14 protein-coding genes and 1 other RNA gene are annotated in these 12,713 nt (G+C 48.2%); 9 read left to right on the top strand and 6 right to left on the bottom strand.

Annotated features, from left to right (window positions below):
• The first annotated feature begins 167 nt into the window (after nt 1–167).
• Complete coding sequence (locus MJO46_RS09440) at nt 168–1,103, top strand: Dyp-type peroxidase (RefSeq protein WP_253989087.1); 936 nt, start codon at nt 168–170, stop codon at nt 1,101–1,103.
• Between the two features lie 77 nt (nt 1,104–1,180).
• Here the strand turns inward: MJO46_RS09440 and MJO46_RS09435 are convergent, their stop codons facing one another.
• The gene (locus tag MJO46_RS09435) at nt 1,181–2,083 is read right to left on the bottom strand and encodes a LysR family transcriptional regulator (protein ID WP_253989086.1); all 903 of its coding nucleotides are present in this window, start codon (nt 2,081–2,083) and stop codon (nt 1,181–1,183) included.
• A 105-nt stretch (nt 2,084–2,188) separates the two neighbouring features.
• On the opposite strand from MJO46_RS09435, the gene MJO46_RS09430 reads away from it, so the two are divergent.
• Nucleotides 2,189–2,821 (top strand): NAD(P)-dependent oxidoreductase, encoded by a 633-nt coding sequence (locus tag MJO46_RS09430; RefSeq protein WP_253989085.1) that lies wholly within the window; start codon nt 2,189–2,191, stop codon nt 2,819–2,821.
• 129 nt (nt 2,822–2,950) lie between these two features.
• On the opposite strand, the gene argR is transcribed toward MJO46_RS09430, so the two are convergent.
• Complete coding sequence (gene argR / locus MJO46_RS09425) at nt 2,951–3,421, bottom strand: transcriptional regulator ArgR (RefSeq protein WP_006080175.1); 471 nt, start codon at nt 3,419–3,421, stop codon at nt 2,951–2,953.
• Nucleotides 3,422–3,715: 294 nt separating this feature from the next.
• On the opposite strand from argR, the gene mdh reads away from it, so the two are divergent.
• Nucleotides 3,716–4,651 carry a malate dehydrogenase gene (gene mdh / locus MJO46_RS09420; protein ID WP_253989084.1) on the top strand — a complete coding sequence of 312 codons (936 nt, stop codon included), beginning with the start codon at nt 3,716–3,718 and terminating at the stop codon, nt 4,649–4,651.
• 94 nt (nt 4,652–4,745) lie between these two features.
• On the opposite strand, the gene MJO46_RS09415 is transcribed toward mdh, so the two are convergent.
• Nucleotides 4,746–5,144 (bottom strand): thiol-disulfide oxidoreductase DCC family protein, encoded by a 399-nt coding sequence (locus MJO46_RS09415; RefSeq protein WP_253989083.1) that lies wholly within the window; start codon nt 5,142–5,144, stop codon nt 4,746–4,748.
• A 270-nt stretch (nt 5,145–5,414) separates the two neighbouring features.
• Here MJO46_RS09415 and folM point away from each other — a divergent pair, with 270 nt between their 5' ends.
• On the top strand, nt 5,415–6,134 hold the full coding sequence (gene folM, locus MJO46_RS09410) for a dihydromonapterin reductase (RefSeq protein ID WP_253989082.1): 720 nt from the start codon (nt 5,415–5,417) through the stop codon (nt 6,132–6,134).
• A 143-nt stretch (nt 6,135–6,277) separates the two neighbouring features.
• Here folM and MJO46_RS09405 read toward each other — a convergent pair whose 3' ends face one another.
• The 3 genes from MJO46_RS09405 to MJO46_RS09395 all read right to left on the bottom strand — a co-directional run bounded on the left by MJO46_RS09405 (nt 6,278) and on the right by MJO46_RS09395 (nt 7,535).
• A complete protein-coding gene (locus tag MJO46_RS09405) occupies nt 6,278–6,925 on the bottom strand; it encodes a 5-formyltetrahydrofolate cyclo-ligase (RefSeq protein ID WP_253989081.1) in 648 nt (215 codons plus the stop codon).
• Between the two features lie 9 nt (nt 6,926–6,934).
• Nucleotides 6,935–7,115: non-coding RNA, 6S RNA (gene ssrS, locus MJO46_RS09400), on the bottom strand.
• A gap of 117 nt (nt 7,116–7,232) precedes the next feature.
• On the bottom strand, nt 7,233–7,535 hold the full coding sequence (locus MJO46_RS09395; RefSeq protein WP_253989080.1) for a cell division protein ZapA: 303 nt from the start codon (nt 7,533–7,535) through the stop codon (nt 7,233–7,235).
• Between the two features lie 225 nt (nt 7,536–7,760).
• On the opposite strand from MJO46_RS09395, the gene MJO46_RS09390 reads away from it, so the two are divergent.
• From MJO46_RS09390 to gcvH, 5 genes are all read left to right on the top strand, one after another.
• Nucleotides 7,761–8,336 (top strand): UPF0149 family protein, encoded by a 576-nt coding sequence (locus MJO46_RS09390; protein WP_253989079.1) that lies wholly within the window; start codon nt 7,761–7,763, stop codon nt 8,334–8,336.
• A 115-nt stretch (nt 8,337–8,451) separates the two neighbouring features.
• Entirely contained in the window at nt 8,452–9,675 is a 1,224-nt protein-coding gene (gene ubiH / locus MJO46_RS09385) for a 2-octaprenyl-6-methoxyphenyl hydroxylase (protein ID WP_253989078.1), read from the top strand.
• 44 nt (nt 9,676–9,719) lie between these two features.
• Nucleotides 9,720–10,943 carry an FAD-dependent monooxygenase gene (locus MJO46_RS09380; protein WP_253989077.1) on the top strand — a complete coding sequence of 408 codons (1,224 nt, stop codon included), beginning with the start codon at nt 9,720–9,722 and terminating at the stop codon, nt 10,941–10,943.
• Nucleotides 10,944–11,197: 254 nt separating this feature from the next.
• Entirely contained in the window at nt 11,198–12,292 is a 1,095-nt protein-coding gene (gene gcvT / locus MJO46_RS09375; RefSeq protein WP_253989076.1) for a glycine cleavage system aminomethyltransferase GcvT, read from the top strand.
• 25 nt (nt 12,293–12,317) lie between these two features.
• Entirely contained in the window at nt 12,318–12,707 is a 390-nt protein-coding gene (gene gcvH, locus MJO46_RS09370) for a glycine cleavage system protein GcvH (RefSeq protein ID WP_198781041.1), read from the top strand.
• Nucleotides 12,708–12,713: the final 6 nt, after the last annotated feature.

Below are 12,713 nucleotides of genomic sequence, written 5' to 3'. Positions count from 1 at the left end.
TGACGAGGTGTGATTGCCTCGTCAATTTTTATATTTCAGTATATAGCGGTTTAAATCGCCGCCTTTACATGGCAAAGACGGATAAACTGTGCGTTAGTTAATGTCATTTTCAGGTAAAGTTGCGGATAATATTGCCGAAAATGAGTCTAGAAAAAGGTAATAACCAAATGGATATTCAAAATATGCCGCGTGAACAGTTGGGTGTGTGTGCAGAGGGAAACTTACATAGTGTCTATTTGATGTTTAACGCCAATGACAATGTTGAGTCGCAATTACGTCCCTGTATTGCCAACGTAGCGCAGTATATTTATGAGCTGACGGACCAGTATTCCGATAGCGCATTCAATGGTTTTGTCGCAATTGGCGCAAATTATTGGGATAGCTTGTATCCCGATTCTCGCCCCGAAATGCTTAAACCTTTCCCTGCTATGCAAGTGGGTAGCCGTGAAGCCCCTGCAATTGAATATGATTTATTCGTGCATATCCGCTGCGATCGCTACGATATCTTGCATTTAGTCGCCAACGAAATCAGCCAGATGTTTGAAGACTTAGTCGAACTAGTCGAAGAAGAACGTGGTTTTAGATTTATGGATAGCCGCGATCTGACCGGATTTGTTGACGGCACCGAAAACCCTAAGGGTCGTCACCGTCAAGAGGTGGCTTTAGTGGGGGATGAAGATCCAGAGTTTAAGGGGGGCAGCTATATCCATGTACAAAAATATGCCCACAATCTGAGTAAGTGGCATAGATTACCTCTTAAAAAGCAAGAAGATATCATCGGTCGCACTAAGCAAGATAACATTGAGTATGCGTCGGAAGATAAGCCGCTTACTAGCCATATTAAACGTGTGAATCTTAAGGATGCCGATGGCAACTCGATTGAGATTTTGCGCCAAAGCATGCCCTATGGCTCGCTTAAAGAGCAGGGACTGATGTTTATCTCTAACTGCCGTACACCGGATCATTTTGAGCAGATGCTGCACAGCATGATGTTTGGCGATGGCGAAGGGAATCATGATCATTTGATGCATTTTACTAAGGCGATGACGGGCTCATCCTTCTTTGCTCCCGCCTTGGATTTTATGCTGCAATTTGACGAATAAGCCAAATTTTAATCAGTTTTTATATGAGAATGACGCACTTAGGCTACTCTGGCTAAGTGCGTTTTTTGTGGATAACGCTAAGTGGCATGGGTCCATTTTTTGATGTCGAACTGCCATTGCTGGGCGGTAAAATCAATAAAGCTTCTGACTAAAATCTGTTGATAGCTGCGGGATAAATATACGGCCCACAGTGCTTGGCCGGGCGCGGTAAACTCAGGTAATACTTCAATAAGTTGGCCACTGGCAAGGTATTGGTTGGCTAAGTCGCAGGGCAGGCGGGCAATCCCGTGTCCTCTGAGGGTCGCACTCAATAACACGCCCATATCGTTTGCTTTTAGATTCCCCCTAGGCTTAATCAACTCAGTCTGCTGCTCATTCAGAAAATGCCAACTTTGCTGTGACGAATGGATAAGGCAATTATGTTCGAGTAGATCTATGGGGGCCGATAGCGGTGTGACCGCCGCGAGGTAATTGGGGGAGGCGCACAGCACTTCGTCTATGGTCATCAGCCGCCGCGCAATAAGACTATCATCGGGTCTTTCGGTATAACGTAATGCTACATCGACCCTTTCATCCACCAATTGCGCCATGCTGTCGGACATTACCAATTGAATAGTTACTTTAGGGTGCAACTTAATAAAGCGGTCGACGACATCGAACAGGCTGTGCTGACCAAGGCCAATGGGCGTGGCGATGCGAATACTGCCAACCAGCTCAGTATTATGGCTATGGGCCCGGCTCTCCATGGCGGCGACTTCGCTTAAGACGCGCTGACAATAATGAAATGCTTCCTCTCCCTGCAGGGTTAGGCTCACACTGCGGGTGGTGCGGTGCAATAAACGCAGATTAAGCCACTGTTCGACTTCTTGAATATGGCGGGACACCTGCAGGCGGCTGAGGTCTAAATGTTCTGCTGCTTTGGTAAAGCTACCGCAGTTTGCCACTTCGACAAAGCTACGTATTGCCGCAATTTTATCCATATTAGTATCTCAAACTGAAACAATATTGCTCATTTATTGATATTTATCACGTGAAGTGTCGCAAGTAAACTGAGCTCAATATAAATCAGTAGAGAGACTTATCAGATGAAAATTGCAATATTAGGTGCAACAGGTTGGATTGGTGGTGCAATTTTAAAAGAAGCACTAAGCCGAGGACATGAAGTCACAGCACTTGTTCGTGATCCAAGTAAATTACCAACAACGAATGTTGCAGTGCGCACAGTAGATTTAAATCAGCCACTTGTTGCTGATAGCTTTACCAATCAGGATGTCGTGATCGCCGCAATCGGTGGTCGTGCCGCACAAAATCACGAAATAGTGGCGGGAACGGCCACCCATTTATTAGCGATATTACCTAAGGCCAAAGTGCCGCGTTTATTATGGGTGGGTGGAGCAGGGAGTTTAGAGGTAGCGCCAGGTGTGACTTTAGTGTCAAGCCCTGACTTTCCCGAAGCTTACAAGAGCGAAGCATTAGCGGCGGTTGAAGCATTAAAGGTGTTTAGAGAAGCCAATACAACGGTGAACTGGACCTTTGTGAGCCCTGCCGCTGAGATTTATCCTGGCGAGAGTGAAGGCCCATATCGTTTTGGTGGCGATAGCTTCTTTACCGACGCCAATGGTCAAAGCCGCATATCAGTCACCGACTACGCTAAAGCCATGCTCGATGAAGCCGAAAAGGGTACGCATCCCAATCAAAGGATCAGTGTGGCCTACTAAGGTACGCAATCAGGTAATATTGAGATGAAAGCTGTAACGTAAACGGGACAGTCATCCGAAAACCGTCAATATACTGGACCGTGCAGTGTACAGCTAAAATAGAACAGGTCAGCGAGCTGACCTGTTTTTTTATTCTGCGTAATTGAATAAAGATTTGATGGTTTCTAAGGTATCGGCGATATCTTGGATGCTCGATGGGCAAATAAAGATAGTGTCATCACCGGCAATCGTCCCCAAAATCCCTTCGGGTTTACCAATGGAGTCCAATAAACGGGCAATTAATTGGGCGGCGCCAGGGCTGGTGCGCACAACAATCATCGCTTGGTTATGGTCAACATCGAGCACCAAATTCTTTAATGGGCTGCCCGCGGTGGGCACACCTAATTCGGCCGGTAAGCAATACACCATTTCTTGCTTAGCGTTGCGCGTCCGCACAGCACCGAACTTGCTGAGCATGCGCGATACTTTCGATTGGTTAATATTACCAAAGCCTTCTGCTTGCAAGGCGGTGACGATTTCACTCTGAGAGCCAAAGCGCTCTTCTTTTAAAATCGACTTAAAAATTCTAACAAGGTCATCCTGATTCTTGGTCGTTTGCATAATATTATTATTCGTTATTCAAAAAAACAGGCCCATTTTGAATATTTTTAGAAAAATTGTCAACAAATAACCAGATTGGTTGAATAAAAATTCACTAACCCCCTATGGTTAAGCGTTTATTGGGGGCGTAAAAATATCAATTTGAGTAATTGTTCTACATTGCTTCTAAGTTATTCCGGAATTCTTTTGTCCCACGACTAAGGGATAATTGAAATTAGCGTGACATTCCAGTAATGTGACGCCAACGCAAATTAGATCCATGTCACACATATCCGAGAAATAACGGAGATAACTATGAAAGTTGCTGTACTTGGTGCTGCTGGTGGTATCGGCCAGGCTCTTGCCCTACTGTTAAAAACTCAACTGCCTGCGGGTTCACAATTGTCTCTATACGATATCGCACCGGTAACTCCGGGTGTTGCGGTTGACTTGAGCCACATCCCAACTGCTGTTGAAATCAAAGGTTTTGCTGGCGAAGATCCAACACCTGCACTGGTTGGTGCTGATGTTGTATTGATCTCTGCTGGTGTTGCACGTAAGCCCGGTATGGATCGCTCAGATCTGTTCAATATCAACGCAGGTATCGTACGTAACCTGATTGAGAAAGTGGCTGCGACTTGCCCTAAAGCTTTGGTTGGTATTATCACTAACCCAGTAAACACAACTGTTGCTATCGCAGCAGAAGTGATGAAAAAAGCCGGCGTTTACGACAAAAACCGTTTATTCGGTGTGACTACCCTTGACGTTATCCGTTCAGAAACCTTTATTGCTGAATTAAAAGGTTTAAACGTTGCTGACGTTAAAGTAAACGTGATTGGCGGCCACAGTGGCGTGACCATTCTGCCATTACTGTCTCAAGTTGAAGGCGTGACTTTCACTGATGAAGAAGTAGCAGCAATGACAACTCGCATTCAAAACGCGGGTACTGAAGTGGTTGAAGCTAAAGCCGGTGGCGGAAGCGCGACTCTGTCTATGGGTCAAGCAGCTTGCCGTTTCGGTCTGTCTTTGGTTCGTGGTCTGCAAGGCGAAGCTAACATCGTTGAATGCGCCTATGTTGACGGCGGCAGCGAGCACGCAGAATTCTTCGCACAACCTGTGCTGTTAGGCAAAAATGGTATTGAAAAAGTACTGCCTTACGGTGAAGTGAGTGCATTTGAAGCTAACGCCCGTGATGCTATGTTAGATACGCTGAAAGGCGATATCAAACTAGGCGTTGATTTCGTTAAATAATCTTTCAGATAATCTGTCTAGGTTATGACGTATTAAAAACGGAGCCATTAAGCTCCGTTTTTTTATGCCTGCATTTTACGCTTTCAGTGCCCATTCAGCGACGCTGAGTGGGCAGTTGGCAGTTATCATTGCAGCGGGCTTTGCCCGTCAGTAAATAAGAGATGCGATACCTGTGTTTTGCGAATCTGAGATAACACCAATCGGCAATGGGTTTAATCACAGGCAAACGTAATAGCTGTACCCAAGAGCGGGTGCCAGTTAGCGCCCACGCTTTGCAGGTGACATCTAACCCGAGTAACACTTCACCCGTTGCGGTTTCGCCGTGGAGAATCGTATTGGCGTAGTCTCTATCTATATGGCTGAAACGCTCGCTAAAGCCGGGTGCATTTAAGTCCTCTAGCACAATCAAGTTTTTGGGATCGCGCGCTTTCAGTTGACGCATTTCGGCGCTACATAATGGACAGTTACCATCGTAAAAAATCCGCAGTTCCATCGGGTTCACCTTTGATGACTTGATTACATACTTAGTTAAAGCACTTGGCTTGGTCACTAAACTTGGTTTTCTCTTACCCTATACGCAGTGCCAAAGGTTTTAGATCTCAGCTGATTTTAGATTGGTTCGGCATCTTATTTGGCTTTTTGCTAGGTTAAATTCAAATGAGTGCAGTAATATCTTGGTTATTCATCAGTTTAACCTGATTGCCTATTGTTAAGTGAGCGGCTTACCACAGAGTAAGTCACTGACTAAAAATAAAGGATAGCTATGACATCTCCCATTATTATCACTGGCGTGGGTAAGCGTATAGGCTACGCCCTTGCTAAACACTTTCTCGCCCAAGGTCAGCAGGTGATTGGCACCTATCGCAGCCATTATCCCAGCATTGATGAGCTACAAGCCCTTGGTGCGACCTTAATCCAAGGTGATTTCTACGATAATGCTCAGGTACAAACCCTAATTGAACAATTAAGCCAGTACCCAAAGTTTCGCGCCATTATCCATAACGCATCGGACTGGCTGGCGGATAACAGCCCATCCCTCGCTGCCCATGAGGTGTTGCAGCGAATGATGCAGGTGCATGTAAGCGTGCCCTATCAGTTGAATCTAGCCTTAGAGTCGCAGTTACGAGCGGGGGCCGAAGGCGAGATAGGTGCAAGTGATGTGATTCATATTACGGACTACGTGGCCGAAAAGGGCAGTGCCAAACACATTGCCTACGCCGCCAGCAAAGCCGCTTTGCACAATATGACGCTATCCTTTGCCGCCAAATTTGCACCCGAAGTAAAAGTCAATTCGATCGCGCCGGCGATGATCCTATTTAACCCAAGTGATGATGCAGCCTATCGGCAAAAGACTTTAACTAAGGCGATTCTGCCAAAGGAAGCGGGCAATCAGGAAATTATCGCTTTAGTCCAATATCTGCTCGATAGTCGCTATATCACGGGGCGCAGCCATAATGTCGATGGTGGCCGGCATTTAAGGTAAAGAAAAATCTAGAACGGCCTGCGGCCTTTATAACGCCATTGCATGGCTCTAGAATCTAGATTCAAGAAGAAGTCGTTATGGAGCGACGCTCTGCTTTTTCTAGCAGCGAAGCGCTCTAGCTTCTAGTTTCTTGCCCCTTCTTTTTAAAACCTCAGCACCCGGCTTGGGGTGATGATAAAGGGCAAAGGCACATCCCAATGCTCGCAGGGTAAACGGGGCACTTGCTGGCAATCGTGGGCATAACCCATAGGCAAAGGTTTTCCCTTATCTTGCCAGTTCGCGAGTGTCCTATCGTAATAGCCGCCGCCCATCCCCATGCGATTGCCTTTTAAATCAAAGGCAACGAGCGGCGTGATCACCACATCGAGGCGTTCTATCGGCATAATGGCGCGCACATCAAGCTTAGGTTCTAAGATCCCAAATTGATTGGGCTGCATGGGGGTGTTTGCGCTGTAATGGAGAAACACTAATTGCCCCGCATTGAAGGGATGCAATCTTGGCAGATAAGTTTGAATGCCGAGCTGCCAAAGCGCTTCAATCAGCGGCGGTGTGGCGAGTTCGCCATCGTGGGTGAGATACAGGGCGACATGCTTAACTTTTTTAGCTTTTAACGCATCGAGCATACGTTGGCAGGCGTTTATGCTTGCTTGGCTTTGCTCTGTTACTGATAGGGATTTACGGGCACTGCGGATGGTTTTTCTTAATTGGTCTCGACTCACCTTATCCACTGTGGGCAGGCTTGTGTTTGCAGTCGAAGGACAAAAGTCAGAAGTTTTGGCAGAAATAACCATAGTAATAAGATGCTCCCCAGAATGCCGCTACCGGTGTAGCCCTTGAACCGTAGGTTCAAGGCGGGTAAATGATTACCTCCTAAGGCTTCTCGGTACGAGCCGAGCATGCTCAATGTCGGTAAAGCATTCACCCTGAGATCAAAATTATCGGCACAGGGACATTACCAGTTGGCCTGCACCCCAGGGAGCAAAAACGGTATTGAATCACTAAAGCATTGGCTATAAAAGTATAGGCCAGTTTAGTCATTCTCTGTGCAACGCTTGTTCGAAAACGAGTGGCTAAATTGCCGAGTTGCCCAGTTTAAATCTATTTGGTTGAACGCTCAACTAAGGCGCTTTCTAGGGTTGACTGCAACAGACTGATGCGGTCATCCATTTGTTTCATATAATGTTTATTTTTCTGCTTTTCTTGGTACAGCTCGTGTCCAATATTCAGCGCCGCCATAATGGCAATTTCTTCACGGCTCAAACTATTGGTGCGGATTTTCACCGAAGTGAGTTGTTGTTCAACCCCTTGGGCGACAGTACGCAAGGCATCCTCTTGACCTTTCGGGCAAGCGATAGAGTAGGTGCGCCCGAGTAGGGTAATTTCAACAGCACTGTTACTCATTCGCGGAAGATCCTTTTGTTGGCAGCGATAGGGCGGACTATATAGGGCTGATATTAAAAGTGCAAGGTAAGCCGCAATCGGATTGACTATCCAGCGTTTTGTTTGCTGCTTGTGTGAGCAGTTGTGGGAATTTTTATCTTAGGGGGCGAGAATCGGGATTCAGTGTTGGTTCAAGTCTCTATCTCTGCTAGCATTGCTGCTGGAAAATTCTTATTGGGATCTGATATGGCAACCCCTCCTTCGTTACGTATCGACAGCTTAAAACTCGCCTTAGATGCGGCTGAAATCGGCCAACATCCCGTGGAAGTTCACGGCGCCTTAGTGGGTTTAATCTGTGGCGGTGTAGAGCAAACTGGTGATATCTGGATAAAACCTTTATTTGATCTGATGAATGATGGCCAAGCATTACCTGAGCCTTTGCATCAGCTGGTGTGTGATTTATTCCAAGATTCTGTGGCCCGATTAGTGGACTTCGAATTTGGCTTTATGCCGTTATTACCCGAAGAAGAAGAGCCGCTCAGCAGGCGTGTTGAGGCTTTGTCCCTATGGACTCAAAGCTTCCTAACGGGAATTGCAATTATTCAACCTAAACTCAACCAAGCTTCGGTTGAGGTGCGCGAAGTGATCAAAGATCTCGCCGAAATCGCCCAAGTTGAATTTGATGTCGCCGACGATGAAGAATCGGAAACCGCCTACATCGAATTACTCGAGTTTGTGCGCATCGCCGCGATTATGTGCTATTCGGAATTTGGCCCAGAGATCCCCCTCGGTGAGCAGGAAGATGCGGCGGTAGTTCACTGATCACCGCGATGTTATGAAATGGACTTAAAAGGCGGGCTTAATGTCAGCCTTTGTAACTTACATTATTTATGGCGTTACGCACTTAATCGCCATGCCATAGCTTGAATGAGACCCCATGACGGCCATAAATCACATGGATACTTCAGTTCAAAACGTCGACATTGCCATTGTAGGCGGTGCCATGGCGGGGGCGACCTTAGCATTAGCGCTCGCCCGTCTTTCCCAAACATCTGCCTCAGTCTCTGTGGCGCTCATCGAGGCCCAGGTTCCCGATAAAAGCCACCCCGGATTCGATGCCCGCTCTATTGCTATTGCCCACGGTTCTATCTTCGAATTATCCCGTTTAGGTTTATGGCAAAAGCTCGCCCATTTGGGCACGGCGATTGAAAACATCCATGTGTCGGACCGCGGCCACTTTGGCATGACAGAGTTAAATGCGGCGCAGTTCCATTTAGATGCCCTAGGCCAAGTGGTTGAGCTTGAGCGGGTCGGCCAAGTGCTGTTTAACGAGTTGCATAAGAGTCATGTCAAACTCTATTGCCCCGCTAAACTTGCCCAAGTAGAAGCGGGTATCGAAGGTCACACCTTAGTGCTCGACACGGGCGAGCGTATTCAAGCCAAACTGGTGGTCGCCGCCGATGGTTTGCAATCTAAAGTGCGCAGCAGTTTTAATTTGCCTGTGACCCAAGTGGCCTTCGAGCAAACCGCGATTATCGCCAATATTCAAACCGACAAGCCGCATCAGCACTGGGCCTACGAAAGATTTACTGAAACGGGCCCCTTAGCCTTATTACCTATGGGCGATAGCCAAGGGCAACCTCGCTTATCCCTAGTCTGGGCACTCGATGATGCGCAGGCTAAACAGATGCAAGCCGCGCCTAAGGCCGAGTTTTTAGCGGCGCTGCAGCAGGCCTTTGGTTACCGTGCCGGCACGTTTATCGATGTGAGCGAGCGCCATGCGTATCCGCTGAACTTGTCCTATATGCCAAGGCCAATCCACCACAGATGTGTGTTTATCGGCAATGCGGCGCAGACACTGCACCCAATTGCGGGGCAGGGCTTTAACCTAGGGCTTAGGGATGTAGTCAGTTTGCTCGAGGTGCTTAACACTGCACTCGCGCAGGGTGAGGATATCGGCTCCGCCGCCGTGACCCATGCGTACCTTAATGCCCGCGAGCAGGACAGAAACAGCACTATCCGTAATATCGAATTTTTAGTCCGTGGCTTCTCTAACCAATACTGGCCCTTGGCCCTTGGGCGTAATCTCGGATTACGTTTACTGTCTTGGTTTCCGCCACTGAAAACCCCCGTCGCTCGAAGGGCGATGGGCTGGAAATAACCCGCTTTTCATTACTGGTATCGCAACGCGAAAAGGATGTACCCATGTTAAGTTCACAAGCCTATGACATCGCCATTGTGGGTGGCGGCATGGTGGGGCTCGCCACCGCGATTGGGTTGGCTCAAGCCAATTTGAATGTGGTGGTTATCGATGCGGGCCATACCGAGGCCGTTGTCGGCGAGCCGCGCCTGCGGGTGAGCGCCATCAATAAGGCGAGCCAGCGTTTGTTGGAGCACTTAGGGGCATGGAGTTATCTAGATACTTCCCGCGCCACACCCTATCAAAAAATGGCTGTGTGGGATAAAGACGGTTTCGGCAAAATTGCTTTTGATGCCAACAGTATCGGCGAAACCAGCCTAGGCGCGATTATCGAAAACGATGCCATTAGCTTTGCGCTGGCGAAACGCGCCAGTGAGTTTGACAATATCACCCATATCCAAAACCAACGCCTAGAACGCATCGCCTTTGGTGAGCGCGAAGCCTGGTTGACCCTTGCCAATGGCGCCGATGCTGAAATAGAAAGCGTTAGTGCCGCGCTGGTGATTGCCGCCGATGGCGCGAACTCTTGGATGCGCGAGCAATGTAAGATCCCGTTAACCTTTTGGGATTACGGCCACCATGCGATAGTCGCGACTATCCGCACCGAAATGCCGCACCTTGCCACCGCCCGCCAAGTGTTTTTGCAGGATGGCCCCTTAGCATTTTTACCTTTGTATGAAGACAATCTCTGCTCCATCGTCTGGTCGGTACCGCCCGAGCGCGCCACTGAATTACTGGCGATGGATAAAGTGCAATTCGAGCGCAACTTAACCGCCGCTTTCGACGGTCGCTTGGGAATTTGTAAGCTGGAAAGCGAGCGCCAAGCCTTCCCATTACGGATGCGTTACGCCCGCCATTTTGCCCGCCACCGTTTAGTGTTAGCTGGCGATGCGGCCCATACGATTCATCCATTAGCTGGCCAAGGGGTGAACCTCGGCTTTTTAGATGCGGCCAGTATTATCCAAGTGGTCAGCGAGTTACAGCAAGCGGGCAAGGACATTGGCGATTATGCACAGCTGCGCGCGTTAGAGCGTTGGCGCAAGGCCGATGCGATGGAGATGATCGCGGCGATGGAGGGCTTCAAACGCCTATTCGAGGGTTCAAACCCAGTTAAAAAAGCGCTGCGCGATCTCGGATTAAACCTAGTCGATAATGTCGCTGGGCTGAAAACAGTGTTCATGCAACAGGCCATGGGTAATAAGCCGACGTTGCCTAAGTTATGCCGTTAGCCTAGGTTGCGCTAATGTGACCAGAATTGCCGCTAATATCAGCATATTGGCGGTAAGCTGAACAAATCTGGCCTTTGTATGTAAAAAAATTACATGTTAAAGATAAGAAAATCTAATGACACAAACTTCGGATTAGAAAAATCTCCTGTATACAAATTTGTGACGCAAGGTATAATTTCGCCGCATTTTAGACCCTAGTATCTACACCCTACACTAGGCAGAGACCTGAAAAAGGCCGCACAAAAGGGATAACAATGGCTAATAAAACTATTCTGTTTAACAAGCACTTAGAATCAAACGCTAAGATGGTCGACTTCCACGGCTGGGATATGCCCCTCAACTATGGCTCACAAATCGAAGAACACCACGCAGTACGTCAAGATGCGGGTATGTTCGACGTTTCCCACATGACTGTGGTTGATGTGACGGGTAGCGACGCTTGTACATTTTTACGTAAGCTGCTGGCAAACGATGTGGCTAGACTTAAAGTGCCAGGTAAAGCCTTATACAGCGGCATGTTAGATGATAATGCCGGCATCATCGACGACCTTATTACTTACTACCTCACCGACACTTTCTACCGCGTTGTGGTTAACTCCGCGACCCGCGAAAAAGACTTAGCTTGGATTGCCAAGCAAGCCCAAGGTTTTGATGTCACTGTAACCGAGCGTCCTGAGCTGGCGATGATCGCCGTTCAAGGTCCTAATGCTAAGACCAAAGCCGCCGCTGTATTCAGCGCCGAGCAAAACGCCGCCATCGAAGGCATGAAGCCCTTCTTCGGTAAGCAAGCTGGCTCACTGTTTATCGCCACGACAGGTTACACGGGTGAAGCGGGCTACGAGATTATCGTTCCAGAAGAAGAAGCCCAAGCTCTGTGGCAAGCCCTATTAGATCAAGGTGTTAAACCCTGTGGTTTAGGCGCTCGCGATACATTACGTCTCGAAGCCGGTATGAACCTCTACGGCCTAGATATGGACGAAACCATCAACCCACTGGCCGCCAACATGGGCTGGACCATTGCATGGGAACCGACAGACCGTGACTTTATCGGCCGTAAGGCGCTTGAAGCACTGCGCGATGCGGGCACCGACAAATTAGTCGGCCTAGTGATGGAAGAAAAGGGCGTGTTACGCCATGATATGCCAGTATTTTTCACCGACGCAGCCGGCACAGAACACCAAGGCGTGATTACCAGCGGTACTTTCTCGCCAACATTGGGCTATTCTATTGCGATGGCGCGTGTTCCTAACGCTATTGGGGATACGGCGGAAGTCGAAATGCGTAAAAAGCGTGTGGCTGTTAGAGTAGTAGCGCCAAACTTTGTGCGCAACGGTAAACAAGCATTTTAAAAAAACGGAACAAGGAACAAGAACAATGAGCAATATTCCGACAGAACTGAAGTACGCCTCTTCACACGAATGGATCCGCAAGGAAGAAGACGGTAGCTACACAGTAGGTATCACAGAACACGCCCAAGAATTACTGGGTGACATGGTTTTCGTTGAGCTTCCAGAAGTTGGCGACACTGTCACTGCGGGTGATGACTGTGCCGTTGCTGAATCAGTAAAAGCGGCCTCTGATATTTATTCTCCTATTTCTGGCGAAGTGATTGCCGTGAACGAAGCACTGGAAGATTCTCCAGAACTCGTTAACAGCGACGCTTACGGCGAAGGCTGGTTCTTCCGCGTGATGCCTTCTGACGAAGCAGAAGTCGACGCTCTGCTGGATGCCGAAGGCTACCAAGCTGTAATCGACGAAGAATAATCGTCG

Source organism: Shewanella sp. KJ2020 (assembly GCF_024197625.1).
In the GTDB taxonomy this organism is placed as follows: domain Bacteria; phylum Pseudomonadota; class Gammaproteobacteria; order Enterobacterales; family Shewanellaceae; genus Shewanella.
This window is presented reverse-complemented; position numbering and strand designations above follow the sequence as displayed.